Genomic DNA, 13,784 nt, shown 5'->3' with positions numbered 1-13,784 from the left:
GCCCGCTGGAATTTCTAGTGGGTAAGCGTGTGTCGCTTATGTTGGCAATCTAGCTACCACTTGTTGATCTGGGGGATACTACAGTATAGGTAAACATTGAGCCGACAATCAAAGCATGTCTTGATTGTCGGTTCTTACCTTAATAAATATGGGGGTCTTCCAAGGCTCACCTTTTACATTAAGTGCACTCCAGCATTATTTCTGCTCAATTTAAAACCCAAATAAGGATTTTATATTTCTTTGTCGGAGATTCCAGGGATAGCTATTTAAGCAGTAATATTTTCTGGGGGTTCTGCTGGAGCTTTTGTTTTAATTCGATATTAGGTTCTTATTACCTCAATATTTTTTTCTGGTTGATGCTTGCTTTTTTCTAGAAAGGTCACTCAAAAGGTTCGCCTGCGGAGCTTTCGTAAATAGCAATCAGACGGGCATCGATATGCCCCGGTTATATTGCTTCTCTATACGCCTCTTTAATAAAGGCTGAGTTCAGTGTGCTGTAGTCCAGCGCCTTACTAAACAAATCAGTGTTACTTTTAACCGGTGTCAGCTGTTTTAATGATTCGTTTAAATGGCCGTAGACAGATTGGAATAATGCCGGTCCGGTACTAAAGCGCTTTATGCCTGCGGCAAAAAACTCCGATACAGGTGCCATTCCCGGAAGCAGCATAATATTGAGTGGCAGGTTGATACCTGCTGCCAAACTCCTCGCTTCCTCAACCGCAGCGAGCCCCGGTACAAAGCCGCTGTCTGCACCGGCACTCTTATAAAGCTCTAGTCTCTCTATACACATATTTATCGCTTTATCACCGCTGGCGAGTGCATTGAGATAAACGTCTGTACGCGCGTTAATAAAAAGCGGGCGGCCGTTAAGTGCTTTGCGGATAGCGTGAATTTTCTCACTTAGGGGTTCTGGTATGCCGCGACCCTCTTCAATATTGATACCCACTACACCCAGCTTTACCATTTTACAGGCCAATTCTGCGATCTCTTCGGGGTTTTGAGAATATCCATCCTCAATATCCACAGTCAGAGGTAACGAGGTTACCCGGGCAATTCGCGCGATAGCGTGTAAATGTTCCTCGACAGGCAGCGCACCGCCGTCGGCATAACCCAGCGACCAGGCGACGGCGGCACTGCTGGTACCCACCGCTAGGGCGCCTGTGTTTTGGCAGAGTAAAGCGCTGGCGGCATCCCAGGCATTTGGTAGAACCAGGGGGGCAGCGGCTTGGTGCAATTGGGTGAAGGTATTGAATGGGCTGTTGTTCATCGGGATAACCTACTTGAGCGATGTCGTTTCAGTGGTGAATTTATCGTTCAAGAGATTGGCTTACTGGCCATAATCGGAACTGAACAGTGAAAACTGGAAAGGCAATTGAGATCGTTGACTGCGATATGGGGGAAGGGTGAAGTGGGCAAGCGCTATTAATACATGGTTAAGAAAGCTGTGAATCGCTTTCTTAGCCATGCCGGAAAGTGAGAAAAAGGAAAATCAGTTCGGGGCGGGATCTGTATGTAGCCACTGTTGTACCGCCTCAACTACGGGGGCGGGATTCTTGATCCAGCTGAGGTGCGGATTGCCTTTGGGGTAGGTGGGTTGCATCTCCCGGGTTTCGCCACCGACGATCGCCGCTAATTTACGGGCGGCCTGAACAGGAGCGAAAGGGTCGCCGTCCAGTGCAATATGCAGGGTGGGCTGGTTTGTTTTTTCCATTTGTCCAAAACGATCTTCAGGAGCAAAGCGGCCATTAAAAATGGATCTTGCCCAGTCTTTCATTAACTTGCGGGCCTCGTGCCAGCCAAAGCCCATGCGGGCACCGGGAAAATAACCCAGCAGGCTCGAAGTCACACTGACGATCGAAGCAAAAAGCAAAATGGCGTATTTGTGCAGACCACTCCAACTGCGGTGATCGACGTGCCCGGAGGCGATGCTGACAACCTTGGCGTTACCAGTGAGGCCTGCGCGTGCCGCCAAGGTGCTGGTCTGGCCGCCAATACTGTGGCCGAGAATCAGTGCGGGTCCGTCGGGGAAGTCTCGTCCCAGCAGCCGCAGCAACTGAGGGATAAACGAAAACACCAAGTCGTTGTAACCGTAATCGGCATCCCGGTGGGGGCGTGGCAGGCTCTCACCGGTGCCGGGCAATTCGCTGATCGCCGTGCTGAAGCCGAGCTTTTGCAGCTCCTCCAGCAGGAGCCGATAGCGGTTGGCAGGTACACCCATGGCGGGAAGTACCAGCGCAAGCGGGCCTTGGCCATTGCGAACAGTGGTAACCGGCACGCGAAAGGGGCCAAAGTTAAGAGTGCGGGTTTCTTGGGGCATGCTACTTCTCTCCCGTTAATGCCCGGCATCATAGGCGAAGCAGTCCCGCCAAACCCATGACCAGACCGCGCAGGGCGGTGTCCTAATCGGTCAAATCAGTATTGCGGTTGCGGTGACAGATCAGCCGTCAAATGGATCAACTTGCAACCGGGTTGGTGAAGGCTAAGGGAGTGGGAAATTGATCAACTTGCAACCAACACCGCAACTGCCTAGAATACGCCGCCCGCAATGGGCCCGGTGTATCCGTACCCGTTGCACTCCTTGCCTTATCGGATTGTCCGAGAGGCTGATTAACCCGTAAGGAGCAAAAATGCGTCATTACGAAGTTGTATTCCTGGTTCACCCGGACCAGAGCGAGCAGGTACCTGGCATGGTGGAGCGTTATACCGCGTCCATCAAGGAGAGCGGTGGGCAGGTTCACCGTTTGGAAGACTGGGGCCGCCTCCGCCTGGCTTACCCGATTAACAAGATCCACAAGGCTCACTACATTCTGCTGAACGTCGAATGTACTGAAGAGGCCCTGGAGGAACTGACCACTAACTTCCGTTACAACGATGCGGTTATCCGCAATCTGGTAATTCGTGAAGACGAGGCGATCACTGAAGAGAGCCCGATCATGAAAGCGGAAAAAGAGAGCCGTGAGCGCAAGGCAGCTCGTGCAGAGCGCACTGAGCGTCGCGAGCGCACTGAGGAAGAGAAACCTTCTTCCAACGCCGCGGAAGAAACTTCTTCCGATAACGCTGAAAGCGAAGAATAAGGGGATTATCAGATGGCACGTTTTTTCCGTCGTCGCAAGTTCTGCCGTTTCACCGCTGAAGGTGTCAAGCGTATCGACTACAAAGATCTCGATACTCTGAAAGCCTACGTCTCTGAAACTGGCAAGATTGTTCCGAGTCGTATTACCGGTACTAAAGCCAAGTATCAGCGTCAGCTGGCCACTGCGGTCAAGCGCGCGCGCTACCTGGCACTGCTGCCGTACACGGACAGCCACGAAGCCTAAGCTGCAGTTTGCTTAGACTCATTAATAGAGAAGCTATCTAGACATGCGCGCCGTAGCTGAGTTTATTATGCGCGGGCGCGTCAGGGCGGTGGTCCTCACCATGGTGGGGATACCGCTGATAAGCCCGGCAATCCTTGCGCTAGTGAGTTTGCGTCGCGGTGGCAGTGACGGCCTGATGGTTTTGGCCTGGGCGCTGTTGCCGATTGTCGTTATGGGCATGAGTGGTCATGTATCACCCTTGGTGACTGGTATTTCCGCCAGCCATTTTGCCGCAGTTTTTTGCGGTGCTATGGCGTTGCGCAGCAGTCACTCCTGGGTTGTCGGCCTGGTGACTGTAACGGCGGCTTCGGCGGTGGGCATATTGCTCACCTCGCTCTTTGGCGGTGGACTTTTGCAGGGTTTCCTGCAAGCCGTCGAGAATGCTGCGGCACAGCCAGCGGCTGTCCCTATGGACGAGCTGGAGCAGATATTTTCGGGTGAATTACAGATCACCGGTTACCTGAGCCTGATATCGGCGATGAGCGCCACACTGGCTTTGGTTCTGGGGCGTTACTGGCAAGCGGTGCTATATAATCCCGGCGGTTTTCGCCAGGAGTTTCAGCAGCTGCGCTTGCCTCTGTGGCTGGCAGCTGCGAGCATGTTGCTTTGGGTGGTCAGCCTGGTAACGCCCGGTTACGCTTTTTGGGGAGCCGTTGTTGCCTTCCCACTGGTGGTGGCCGGTATCGCACTGATTCACTGGTTGGTCGCCAGTCGCGGTTGGGGGGTAGGTCCCCTGGTGGCGATGTATTTGATGCTGGTGATCGGGGGGCTGCCTCTGGCTGGCTTCCTGTGTGGCCTGGCCCTGGTAGATAGCTGGATCGATATTCGCGGGCGTTCCGCCAAATAGGCGCGCTTCGCACAAGACAGAAATTGAGGAAACCGAGATGGAAGTTATTCTGCTCGATAAAGTAGGCAAACTGGGCAATGTGGGTGACCGCGTTGAAGTTAAAGCCGGTTTTGGCCGCAACTTCCTGTTGCCGACAGGCAAGGCAATTCCGGCTACCGCAGCCAATGTTGCAGAGTTCGAAGCCAAGCGTGCCGAACTGGAAGCCGCTGCTGCTTCTAAGATTGCTGAAGCTGAAAGCCGTGCTACCAAATTGGCCGGCCTGGTTGTTACCATCGCTGCAAACGCAGGCGACGAAGGCAAGCTGTTCGGTTCTATCGGCACTCGCGATATCGCTGAAGCGATCACTGCAGGTGGCGGTATTGACGTAGCTAAAGCTGAAGTGAAGCTGCCTGAAGGCGCGCTGCGCGATCTGGGTGAGTACGACGTAGACGTACAGCTGCACTCCGACGTCATTGCTGCAGTTAAAGTCGTTATCGAAGCCGAATAAGGTTTTGCTGACGAGTGGTTGGTGCTTCGGGCGCCAGCCGCGCTACAATCGGGCGCTGCTCCCTGTCGGGTCAGCGCCTGTTTTGTTTTTGATATCCAGTAAAATCCAATGATCGACGAATACCCCACGCCACAAGAAGCGCTCCACAGTGAAGACAGTTCACCGCTACCGCATTCGGTAGAGGCGGAGCAGTCTGTGCTCGGCGGCCTGATGTTGGACCCGGGCCGCATCGATGCCGTTTCAGAACAATTAAGTGAAGAGGACTTCTTCACTGCCAGCCACCGCAAAATTTTCGCGGTGATGCGCGCGCTGAGCGATGGCGAGCAGCCCCTGGATATCGTTACCCTCGCTGAAGGCCTCGGCAGCCGCGACCTCTTGGGTGATGTGGGCGGCCCCGCGTATTTGGCCGAACTGGCCGAGAACACCCCGTCCGCAGCGAATATCGTCGCCTACGCCAAAATTGTGCGTGAGCGCTCCATGCTGCGCCAGCTGATCGCCGCCGCTGGTGAAATCAGTCGCACCAGTTTTAATCCCGGTGGTCTCGCTTCCGCCGACCTGCTGCAGATGGCCGAGCGTCGCGTGGCGGAGATCGCCGAGGGCCGCGCCAAAGAGGGCGGTTTCATCGGTGTGGATACCCTGCTGAAAAAGACCGTCGAGCGCATCGACGAGCTGTTTAAAACCGAAGGGGATATTACCGGCCTGAGTACCGGCCTTACGGAGTTGGATCAACGCACCTCTGGCTGGCAGCCCGGGGAGCTGGTTATTCTCGCCGCGCGCCCCTCTATGGGTAAGACCGCGCTGGCGCTGAACTTTATCGAAAGCGCCATGCTGGTACAGGAACGCCCCACTATGGTGTTCAGTATGGAGATGCCCTCCGATAGCCTGGTCATGCGGATGTTGTCGTCTATCGGTCGCATCGACCAGGGCCGCATCAGGAATGGCAAACTGCAGGAGGAGGATTGGCCCAAGCTCTCCAGCGCCGTGCAGAAAATGAAGGGTAAGGCCCTGTATATTGACGATACGCCGGCACTCAGCCCCAGTGAAGTACGCGCGAGGACCAAGCGCACGGTGCGTGACCACCTGAACAAGCTGATGCGCGAGAACCCCAAGCTGAGCCGTGAGGACGCCGAGGCCATGAGCATGCCGGCCATGATTATGGTGGACTACCTGCAGCTGATGCAGGTGACGGGTTCTACCGAGGGGCGGACTCAGGAGATCTCCGAGATCTCGCGCTCTCTCAAGGCCCTGGCAAAAGAGTACGAATGTCCGGTGATCGCTCTGTCGCAGCTCAACCGGGGGGTGGAGCAACGCCCCAACAAACGCCCGATGAACTCAGATTTGCGGGAATCCGGCGCCATCGAGCAGGATGCGGATGTGATTCTGTTTATTTACCGCGATGAATACTACAACGAGGATACCCCGGACAAGGGCTTGGCAGAGCTGATTATCGGCAAGCAGCGTAATGGTGAGATCGGTACTTGCCGCGCGGCCTTTATTGGTAAATATACGCGTTTCGATAATCTGGCACCGGAATACTATCAGGGCGAGTAAGTCTCTCGCCTAGATTTCTGTATTGGGTTCGAGGGTGCCAGCCAGCCGGAATCATGGGAGCTCCATCTTGTTATCCGAGCAAAAGATCCGCGCCCTGGCGCTAGAGCGCCAGTTTATCCATCGCCCTTGGTCCGCAGGGCTCCCCAGTTTACTGCAGCACCTGGGCGCCTTGCAGTTGGACGCTATTCAGCGTATTACCCGCGCCCACCATCACCAACTGTACAACCGCCTGCCGGGCTATCGAGAATCACACCTGGCTGAGTCGGAACAGCGCCGCGAGATTTTCGAGTACTGGTCCCACGCCGCGGCTTACCTGCCAATGGCCCATTATCCCTACGCGCGGGTGCGAATGGATCGTATCCGTGCCGGGCAACGCCATTGGTTTGAGAAGAATACCAAGCTATGTCGCTATGTACTGGATCGAGTCGGTGCTGAGGGCCCATTGCGCGCCAGTGACTTTGTACGCACCAAGAGCGGTTGGTGGAAGTGGTCCGACGAGAAAAAGGCCCTGGAGCAGCTGTTTCATGAGGGTGAGTTGATGGTCAGCCATCGCGAAGGCTTTCAGAAAGTCTTTGATCTGCCCGAACGCATACTGCCGGCAAAAACGCCAACCAGCACTGCCTCACAGCTTGAATACAGCTGCCATCTGGTGCGTACTTTTCTGGGCTGCCAGGGCACGGGTCGCGCTGAGGAAATCGCCTACCTGCGTCGCGAAGACAAGCCGTTGATACAGCGAGGCGTAAAAGCCATGTTGGCGAGTGGTGAGCTGTCGCCACTGGGTAGGGAGCTGATATTGACGGAGCAGTTGGAAAGGAGCCCGGCACGGGTATCGCGCAAGGTGCGTCTATTATCGCCTTTCGACCCGTTGATATTGCAGCGCAAGCGCCTGCGGCGCCTGTTCGAATTTGAATACCAGTTAGAGTGCTATGTGCCTGCCGCCAAACGCCGCTACGGCTACTTTTGCCTGCCGATTTTATACGCGGATCGCTTTGTGGGGCTGGTGGACCTGAAAGCTGACCGCAGCGCGGGGCTGCTGCGGATTGACAGTTTGCACTGGAAGGAAAAACCCGGCGGGTCACTTAAGGCGAGCTTTCACCGGGCTCTGGGGCAGTTTGCCCGTTTTCACGGGCTGGCAAGGGAAGTACGAGTTACAGCTTGACCACCACATAAACTTCATGACCATCGCGCTGGGTTGGCATAAAGTAGTTGCCCCCATAGCGGTAGTATTGGATGCCATTGATGATTTCAGCGGCATAGCCCTTAGGCAAGGTTTCCACTACCTGGCCGGCCAGAAAGCCCTCCGGCCCTGGGTTTGGAGTGGCGGGAACTGTTGCTGGTGCGGAAACTGGTGCCGCCGCTACAACGACGGGTGCTGGCGCCGGCACTACAGCAATAGGCGCCGGTACTACAGCAACAGGTGCTGGCGGTGCTACCACAACATAGGAGCGGCTGGCCGGATGCCACTGGTAGTAGGAGTTCGCATACTGGTAGTAAGGAATGCCACCCACCTGCACTTGTACTGCACTGGTTGGCAGGGTCACCACAGAAGCGCCTAGCGGGGCGGCAACCACGACATAGCCACGAGGTCCATGACGGTAGAAATGACCGCCGTGATAATAGTATGGGCGTCCACCCACAGCGACACGCACGTGCCCGACTGGCAGTATGGGGGCGATAAACCCGATTGAAACCCGTGGCCCACGATAGTAGCCACCTCCACCGCCGCGATGGTGGCGGTGGTCCCCCCCGCGCTCATAGTTGCGTGCATCGGCGGGTGGGCTAAAGGCAAAAGCGGCCAGTGCCAGGAACGCACTGGCGCCAATTACGACATTCAGTTTATTCACAGTTTCTCCAGCGAAGTGATTACTCACATCGACATACTAACCCTTATCCTGTCAGGTAAGACAGGATAATTGGTTAAGAATTGTCAAAGTGCCAGAGCCAGAATTGTGGGTCAGCGGTTGCGCTGGATAATGCCCATCAACTTGTACATCAGCTGTGCGGCAGCGAAATCATAGGCGTGAAAGCCCTCGATCGGCGCAAATTCCAGAATATCGAAGCCAATGATCTCTCTTTGGCGAGCGACGGATTCGAATAGGTTAAGGGTTTGGTACCAGCCCAGGCCACCGGGTACTGGCGTACCGGTAGAGGGGAAGACTGAGGGGTCCATGCCGTCGATATCGAGGGTAAAGAAGACTTTCTTGGGGAAATTCTGCGGTAACTCGAATTCCTGTACGTTGTTGGGTACCAGCTGATGGGCATCCAGATAGTCCACATTGTGATCCTTCCGCGCCTGTACTTCCTCTTCACAGAATGCTCGGATGCCTAGCTGGAATAGGGGAACACCGGCCTCAACCACCAAGCGCATCACGCTGGCATGGCTGTGTTTGTGGCCCTCATAGCGGTCGCGCAGGTCGGCGTGGGCATCTATTTGCACTACGCCGAAATCGGTTTCGCCCGCATCCAGTAAGCCCTTGATAATGCCCCAGGTGACTGAGTGTTCACCGCCGATACCCACCGGCATTTTACCCAATGTGAGCACTTCCTTGGTGGCTGAGGCGATATTGTCCATGACCTCCTCTGCCGGACCGGAAACTGAGACCGGCGAGTGGGTGTAGATGCCCAGGTCGCAGGGGTTGGAGAAATTGTCGAATGTCTCCAATTGCCAGGACGCTTCCAGGATGGCCGCCGGGCCTTTGCCGGTGCCGCCGCCGTAGGAAACGGTTTCCTCATAGGGGATCGGAATAATATGGAAGAGGGCGTCTTCCGGCTTCGGCTGCTCGATTTCGGAGCCGAGAAAAATGGGGTAATCGTTTTCTGACAGCATCTACATATCCTCTGGCGATGGGGCCCGCGAATGGCTGCCACCGTTTCTCTATTTCGATCGGTTGGTATTTAGGGCCCGCAGGCCCTAGGAGAGGCGTTCTTTGAAGTCCTCATAGCCGAAGGTCTTGATCATTTTTAGATCGTCGCTATCCGAATTCCACAGGGCGATGGCGGGCAGGGGGATACCGTTGAAAGTATTGGTTTTTACCATGGTGTAGTAGGCCATTTCCTCAAACACCAGGCGTTCTCCGATTCTCAAGGGCTGGCTAAAGCTGTACTCGCCGATACTGTCGCCGGCCAGGCAACTCTGCCCGCCCAAACGGTAGCTGTGCGGTAGTTCACCGGGGCGTGAGGCGCCGGTGATTTCCGGCCGGTAAGGCATCTCCAGCACATCCGGCATATGGCAGGTGGCGGAGGCGTCGAGGATGGCCTGGTTTTCCCCATTCCAGGCGATGTCGACGACCTCTGCAACGAGAATACCGGCAAATAGGGAGATGGCTTCACCGGGTTCCAGATAGACCTGTACATCGTATTTGCTGGCAAAATCGCGCACCGCTTCCACCAGTTCATCCACTTGGTAATCGCGGCGAGTGATATGGTGGCCGCCGCCGAAATTGATCCACTCCATCTGCGGGATCAAGTCGCCAAACTTCTCCTCCACGGCGACAATGGTGCGCTGCAGTGGTTTGAAGTCCTGTTCGCATAAGGTGTGGAAGTGCAAGCCGGTAATGCCTTGCAGCGATTCATCTTCAAATAGTGAGCGCACGATACCCAGGCGCGAACAGGGGGCGCAGGGATCGTAGAGGTCGGTGTGGCCTTCGGAGTGCTCGGGGTTGATGCGCAGGCCGAAACGAAGCTCCGGGCGCTGCTTTTGCATATCGAGGCACATATCTCGGTAGCGCTTCCATTGGGAGAAGGAATTAAAGATGACGTGGTGGGCAAACTGCAGTATCTCGCGCAGCTCCTCATCCTTGTAGCCGGCACTGAATACGTGCACTTCTTTGCCCAAGTGGCGACCACCGTATTCCTCAAATCCCAACTTGGCCTCATACAGGCCACTGGCGCAGGTGCCGGACAGGTATTCGGCCACTATGGGTCCGCTACTGAACATGGAGAAGGCCTTAAGTGCGGCGAGCACCTTGGCACCGCTGCGCTTTTGTACATCGGCGAGAAGCTCCAGGTTATCGCGCAGGGCGATCTCGTCGATAACAAAACAGGGCGAGGGTACCCGGCAGGGGTCAAAGCTGCCGAAATAATCTACGCGGGGAGTGAGGTCCATGGGGGGCGTTTTATCCTGATACGGCGGGATGGGCACTGGGGCCCATCCCGGAAAGGTCGTAGAAAAGTACGTTTTATTGGAAGGGTTTATCCAGCCAGGTTTCCTGCCAGGGCAGGCCGTACTTGTTCAGGTCGTCCATAAAGGGATCCGGGTCCATCTGCTCCACATTCCACACGCCGGGTTTCATCCACTTGCCTTCCAGCATCATCTTGGCGCCGATCATGGCAGGTACACCGGTGGTGTAGGAAATCGCTTGAGACTGCACCTCCTGGTAGCAATCCTGGTGATCACAGGTGTTGTAGATGTAGTAGATCTTCTCTTTGCCGTCTTTGCTGCCACGGATAATATTGCCGATGCAGGTTTTGCCTTTGGTCAGCGGCCCCAGACTGGCGGGGTCTGGCAGCAGCTCTTTGAGGAACTGAATGGGCACAATTTGCTGGCCCTGGAATTCCACCGGCTCAATTCCCGTCATACCAACGTTTTGGAGCACTTCCAAGTGCTTCAGGTAGCTGTCGCCAAAGGTCATCCAGAAGCGCGCGCGCTCGATTTCCGGGAAGTGTTTGGTTAGGGATTCCAGCTCTTCGTGATACAGCAGGTAAATGTCCTTGTCACCGATGCCTTCGGGGAAGTTGAAAACACGCTTCTCTTCCATCGGCTGGGTGGTTACCCACTGACCGTTTTCCCAGTAGCGACCGTTGGCGGTGATCTCGCGGATATTGATTTCCGGATTGAAGTTGGTGGCGAACGGCAGGCCGTGGTCACCCGCATTGCAGTCGAGGATATCCAGGGTGTGGATACGATCGAAATGATGCTTCTTGGCGTAAGCGGTAAATACGCTGGTCACGCCGGGATCGAAACCGCTGCCGAGCAGAGCCATGAGACCGGCCTTCTCAAACTTTTCCTGGTAGGCCCACTGCCACTTGTATTCGAACTTGGCCTCTTCCGGCGGCTCGTAGTTGGCGGTGTCCATGTAGTGCACGCCGGTTTCCAGGCAGGCATCCATGATATGCAGGTCCTGGTAGGGCAGGGCCACATTGATGATCAGATCCGGCTTCACTTTTTTAATTAGCTTGACCAGCTCCGGCACATTGTCCGCGTCCACTTCGGCGGTATCGATTTTGCGCGGCAGCATGGCTGCAATCTTGTCACACTTGCTCTTGGTGCGGCTGGCGAGGGTGATATTTTCAAATACTTCCTCAACCTGCGCGCATTTGTGCGCAACCACCTGGCCGACGCCGCCGGCGCCGATGATCAGTACGTTGGCCATAAAGATCTCCTTAATCTGCAGCTTTTCTCGCCGCTATCGTCTCAAAGGCGCGGGGCCTTATTTTTCAAAGTAGGTGTAACCGCTCATGCTGGCGGTATAGGTTTGCAAAATTTGCTTGCGCTGGGCGACGGTAATCAACCCCTGTTTGACCGCGCGCTCCGCCAGGCGACGGAAGCGCTCAAACAGCGCTTTGGGTTGATATTCTACGTAACTCAGTACATCAGAAATACTGTCGCCATGGATCTCGTGGCTGAAGTCGATACTGCCATCTTCCTGAATGCGCACACTCACCACGTTGGTATCGCCGAACAGGTTGTGCAGGTCACCGAGAGTTTCCTGGTAGGCGCCGATCAGGAAGGTACCGAGGATATAGTCCTCGCCATTTTTCAGTTCATGCAAGGGCAGGGTTTTTTGCTCTTTCTCGCGGCCGATAAAGCGATCGATCTTGCCGTCACAGTCGCAGGTGATGTCGGCGATAATGGCGGAGCGCGTCGGCGCCTCATCCAGACGGTGAACGGGCAGTAGTGGGAATACCTGGTCGATAGCCCAGATATCCGGCACCGACTGGAATACGCTCATATTCGCGTAATAAATATCAGACAGTACCTCTGGTAGTGCCTGCAGGTCCGCTGGAATTTCTTCCGCTTCATCGAGGAGCTTGCGAATTTCCTGGGAGCCCTGCAGGAACAGGTTTTCGGCATTGGCGCGCTCGCGCAAGCTCACTTGACCGTGCAGGTACAAGGAGCGCACTTCGTCGCGGTAGTAGAGGGCATCGTTATAGCTCTCCTGCAGGTTTTTGGGGGTGATACTGCCCACTGCATCCTGCAGGTTAAGGAGCATCTGATGATCTCCCTCACTGATCCTGGTGTGCTCGAGTTCCACCGGTTCGAAACGGGTGGTGTCGAGGATATCGAACAGCAGCACCGAGGAGTAAGCCACGGTAGCGCGACCGGACTCGGTAATAATGACCGGGTGCGCCACGCCCTCGCTGTCGAGGGTGCCCATAATGGCTTCCACCACGTCGACGCAGTATTCGTCCAGGGAGTAGTTTTTCGAGTGAGTGTAATTGGTTTTGGAGCCGTCATAGTCCACCGCCAAGCCGCCGCCCAGATCCAGATAGCCCATGGGCGCGCCTTCTTCAACCAGATCAGCGTAATAGCGGCAGGCTTCCAATACGCCGGTGCGGATATCGCGAATATTCGGCACCTGCGATCCCAGGTGGTAATGCAGCAGCTTGAGGCAGTCGAGCATATTGTGGCTGCGCAGCTGGTCGACCATGGCGATCAGGTCGTTACTGCCGAGGCCAAAGATACTGCGGTCGCCGCTGGTGGCGTTCCAGTAGCCGCCCACTTTGGAGGCGAGTTTTATTCGCGCGCCAATATTGGGGCGCACCTGCTCGCGTTCGGCGCAGCGGATAATGGTCTCCACTTCCGAGGGCGTTTCCACTACGAAGAAAACCTGTACCCCCAGGCGCTGGGCCTGTAGGCCGAGGTTAATAAACTCCTCATCTTTATAGCCGTTGCAGACGATCAGGGATTCGGTGTTGTCGAGGATGGATAGTGCTGCGATTAGCTCTGCTTTACTGCCGGCTTCCAAACCGTGATTAAAGCGGCGGCCGGCACTGGCGATCTCCTCGATTACCTGGCACTGCTGGTTCACCTTGATTGGGAAGACACCGCGAAACACGTTGCCATAGCCGCAGTCATGGATGGCGCGGGCAAACGTTTCATTGATACGGGCGATCTGCGCATCGAGCAAATTCTCGATACGCAATAGCAGGGGCATACCCAGGCCGCGCTCGGTGGCGCCGCGGGCAATGTCCATCAGGGAAACACTATGGGAGTCTCCGTTGGGGCCCTCAAGCTGGACCGAGATCTCACCGCTTTCATTTAAATCGAAATAGCCGGCGCCCCAGTTGCGGATGCCGTAGAGTTCGGCTGAATCTTCGCAAGTCCAATCTTTAACTTGTTGCTTTTTCATGGCGCCTTTCTGTTGATATTTGGCGGGCGCGAATCTTGGGCCCAGCAGGGCCGGAAAGCAATAACTATAGATAAAAAAACGCTAAATTTTGTAGGTAAAAAAGCAAATGAAAATGCAGTGGATAGGTAGCGTTTTCGCACCCTGTGACAGGCCGCTATTGACGGGGATTAATCCAGGGCTTGCGCAGGTAA

Annotated in this window: 13 protein-coding genes; 6 read left to right on the top strand and 7 right to left on the bottom strand. The window is 55.4% G+C overall.

Annotated features, from left to right (window positions below; all coding sequences use genetic code 11):
- Positions 1 to 445: 445 nt before the first annotated feature.
- Together MO867_RS07350 and MO867_RS07345 are read right to left on the bottom strand one after the other, a co-directional pair.
- Entirely contained in the window at positions 446 to 1,267 is an 822-nt protein-coding gene (locus tag MO867_RS07350; protein ID WP_252465664.1) for an isocitrate lyase/PEP mutase family protein, read from the bottom strand.
- 222 nt (positions 1,268 to 1,489) lie between these two features.
- Positions 1,490 to 2,317 (bottom strand): alpha/beta fold hydrolase, encoded by an 828-nt coding sequence (locus MO867_RS07345; RefSeq protein WP_252465662.1) that lies wholly within the window; start codon positions 2,315 to 2,317, stop codon positions 1,490 to 1,492.
- Between the two features lie 310 nt (positions 2,318 to 2,627).
- Here MO867_RS07345 and rpsF point away from each other — a divergent pair, with 310 nt between their 5' ends.
- The 6 genes from rpsF (at position 2,628) to MO867_RS07315 (ending at position 7,400) form a co-directional block, all read left to right on the top strand.
- Positions 2,628 to 3,074, top strand: a complete 447-nt coding sequence (gene rpsF, locus MO867_RS07340) for a 30S ribosomal protein S6 (protein ID WP_252465660.1) — start codon at positions 2,628 to 2,630, stop codon at positions 3,072 to 3,074.
- A 12-nt stretch (positions 3,075 to 3,086) separates the two neighbouring features.
- Positions 3,087 to 3,317 carry a 30S ribosomal protein S18 gene (rpsR, locus tag MO867_RS07335; protein ID WP_067084304.1) on the top strand — a complete coding sequence of 77 codons (231 nt, stop codon included), beginning with the start codon at positions 3,087 to 3,089 and terminating at the stop codon, positions 3,315 to 3,317.
- Between the two features lie 43 nt (positions 3,318 to 3,360).
- A complete protein-coding gene (locus MO867_RS07330) occupies positions 3,361 to 4,203 on the top strand; it encodes a hypothetical protein (RefSeq protein WP_252465659.1) in 843 nt (280 codons plus the stop codon).
- 37 nt (positions 4,204 to 4,240) lie between these two features.
- Complete coding sequence (rplI, locus tag MO867_RS07325) at positions 4,241 to 4,690, top strand: 50S ribosomal protein L9 (RefSeq protein ID WP_252465658.1); 450 nt, start codon at positions 4,241 to 4,243, stop codon at positions 4,688 to 4,690.
- Between the two features lie 108 nt (positions 4,691 to 4,798).
- Entirely contained in the window at positions 4,799 to 6,241 is a 1,443-nt protein-coding gene (gene dnaB / locus MO867_RS07320) for a replicative DNA helicase (protein ID WP_252465657.1), read from the top strand.
- A gap of 67 nt (positions 6,242 to 6,308) precedes the next feature.
- Entirely contained in the window at positions 6,309 to 7,400 is a 1,092-nt protein-coding gene (locus MO867_RS07315) for a winged helix-turn-helix domain-containing protein (RefSeq protein WP_252465656.1), read from the top strand.
- Here the strand turns inward: MO867_RS07315 and MO867_RS07310 are convergent.
- From MO867_RS07310 to speA, 5 genes are all read right to left on the bottom strand, one after another.
- Positions 7,390 to 8,085: a DUF6515 family protein gene (locus MO867_RS07310; RefSeq protein WP_252465655.1), complete on the bottom strand. Its 696-nt coding sequence runs from the start codon at positions 8,083 to 8,085 to the stop codon at positions 7,390 to 7,392. The two genes, MO867_RS07315 and MO867_RS07310, sit on opposite strands and share 11 nt — an antisense overlap.
- Before the next feature lie 110 nt (positions 8,086 to 8,195).
- Positions 8,196 to 9,068 (bottom strand): agmatinase, encoded by an 873-nt coding sequence (gene speB / locus MO867_RS07305; protein ID WP_252465653.1) that lies wholly within the window; start codon positions 9,066 to 9,068, stop codon positions 8,196 to 8,198.
- Positions 9,069 to 9,152: 84 nt separating this feature from the next.
- Positions 9,153 to 10,346, bottom strand: a complete 1,194-nt coding sequence (gene nspC / locus MO867_RS07300) for a carboxynorspermidine decarboxylase (RefSeq protein WP_252465667.1) — start codon at positions 10,344 to 10,346, stop codon at positions 9,153 to 9,155.
- A 73-nt stretch (positions 10,347 to 10,419) separates the two neighbouring features.
- Complete coding sequence (locus MO867_RS07295; protein WP_252465651.1) at positions 10,420 to 11,613, bottom strand: saccharopine dehydrogenase family protein; 1,194 nt, start codon at positions 11,611 to 11,613, stop codon at positions 10,420 to 10,422.
- 57 nt (positions 11,614 to 11,670) lie between these two features.
- Positions 11,671 to 13,593, bottom strand: a complete 1,923-nt coding sequence (gene speA, locus MO867_RS07290; protein ID WP_252465649.1) for a biosynthetic arginine decarboxylase — start codon at positions 13,591 to 13,593, stop codon at positions 11,671 to 11,673.
- Positions 13,594 to 13,784 lie beyond the last annotated feature (191 nt).

Source organism: Microbulbifer okhotskensis (genome assembly GCF_023895975.1).
Lineage (GTDB): Bacteria > Pseudomonadota > Gammaproteobacteria > Pseudomonadales > Cellvibrionaceae > Microbulbifer > Microbulbifer okhotskensis.
The sequence above is the reverse complement of the archived record's forward strand: the minus strand, read 5'-3'. Positions and strand labels throughout refer to the sequence as shown.

What these genes read in the sequence shown, in the direction of transcription:
- MO867_RS07350 (WP_252465664.1), bottom strand. Translation starts at nt 1,267, where the DNA reads ATGAACAACAGCCCATTCAATACCTTCACCCAATTGCACCAAGCCGCT.
- rplI (WP_252465658.1), top strand. Translation starts at nt 4,241, where the DNA reads ATGGAAGTTATTCTGCTCGATAAAGTAGGCAAACTGGGCAATGTGGGT.
- nspC (WP_252465667.1), bottom strand. Translation starts at nt 10,346, where the DNA reads ATGGACCTCACTCCCCGCGTAGATTATTTCGGCAGCTTTGACCCCTGC.
- MO867_RS07330 (WP_252465659.1), top strand. Translation starts at nt 3,361, where the DNA reads ATGCGCGCCGTAGCTGAGTTTATTATGCGCGGGCGCGTCAGGGCGGTG.
- MO867_RS07295 (WP_252465651.1), bottom strand. Translation starts at nt 11,613, where the DNA reads ATGGCCAACGTACTGATCATCGGCGCCGGCGGCGTCGGCCAGGTGGTT.
- rpsR (WP_067084304.1), top strand. Translation starts at nt 3,087, where the DNA reads ATGGCACGTTTTTTCCGTCGTCGCAAGTTCTGCCGTTTCACCGCTGAA.
- speA (WP_252465649.1), bottom strand. Translation starts at nt 13,593, where the DNA reads ATGAAAAAGCAACAAGTTAAAGATTGGACTTGCGAAGATTCAGCCGAA.
- MO867_RS07345 (WP_252465662.1), bottom strand. Translation starts at nt 2,317, where the DNA reads ATGCCCCAAGAAACCCGCACTCTTAACTTTGGCCCCTTTCGCGTGCCG.
- rpsF (WP_252465660.1), top strand. Translation starts at nt 2,628, where the DNA reads ATGCGTCATTACGAAGTTGTATTCCTGGTTCACCCGGACCAGAGCGAG.
- speB (WP_252465653.1), bottom strand. Translation starts at nt 9,068, where the DNA reads ATGCTGTCAGAAAACGATTACCCCATTTTTCTCGGCTCCGAAATCGAG.
- dnaB (WP_252465657.1), top strand. Translation starts at nt 4,799, where the DNA reads ATGATCGACGAATACCCCACGCCACAAGAAGCGCTCCACAGTGAAGAC.